1 protein-coding gene is annotated in these 559 nt (G+C 34.0%); it reads right to left on the bottom strand.

Translation table 11 applies throughout. The features are described from left to right. A partial coding sequence (locus tag ACX6CF_RS26235) for a transposase family protein (protein WP_458788338.1) occupies positions 1-559 on the bottom strand: 559 nt, incomplete at both ends.

Below are 559 nucleotides of genomic sequence, written 5' to 3'. Positions count from 1 at the left end.
TTGTTGGTCAAAATATGCTCCAACAACAGTTCCTGTAGCATCATCAACAGCAATATGTAGATGAGTTTTTTTATCCCCAAACCAAAAGTGTACAGAAGCATCCATTTGAATCATCTCACCTAAAAAAGCACAGCGTGGTCTACGAGGATGAGCATCTTCAAGAGCAACTATGTTTTCTGTAATTTTAGCAACCTCTTTCTTTGATTTAGTAGCATTTCTTTGTTTTTTCAACTTAAGACGCATTCTCTTTTTAGTAACACGTCTAGCTTTAGGTGAAAGCATCCCTTTAGACATAAGAATGTTTTGTACAGTACTTACAGAAACCTTGATTTTTTCATGGTCTTCTAGCAACTCGCAATAATGAGTGAAGTTTGTGTTATAATATTTTGTTCGATAAAGATTTAAGATATTTTCTTTGATATTGTCTTCTAATGTATGTGATGGTTTACGACCACGATTACCATGGATAAAGAAAATCTTTCCTTGATCTAAATAACCTTTGATTAAACGATTTATATTTCGTCTAGTACAGCCTAGTTTCAGAGCTGCATTGTCCTTG

Source organism: Vallitalea sediminicola, assembly GCF_054408565.1.
Note: the sequence above shows the minus strand (reverse complement) of the source record. Positions and strands in the feature narration are given on the sequence as shown.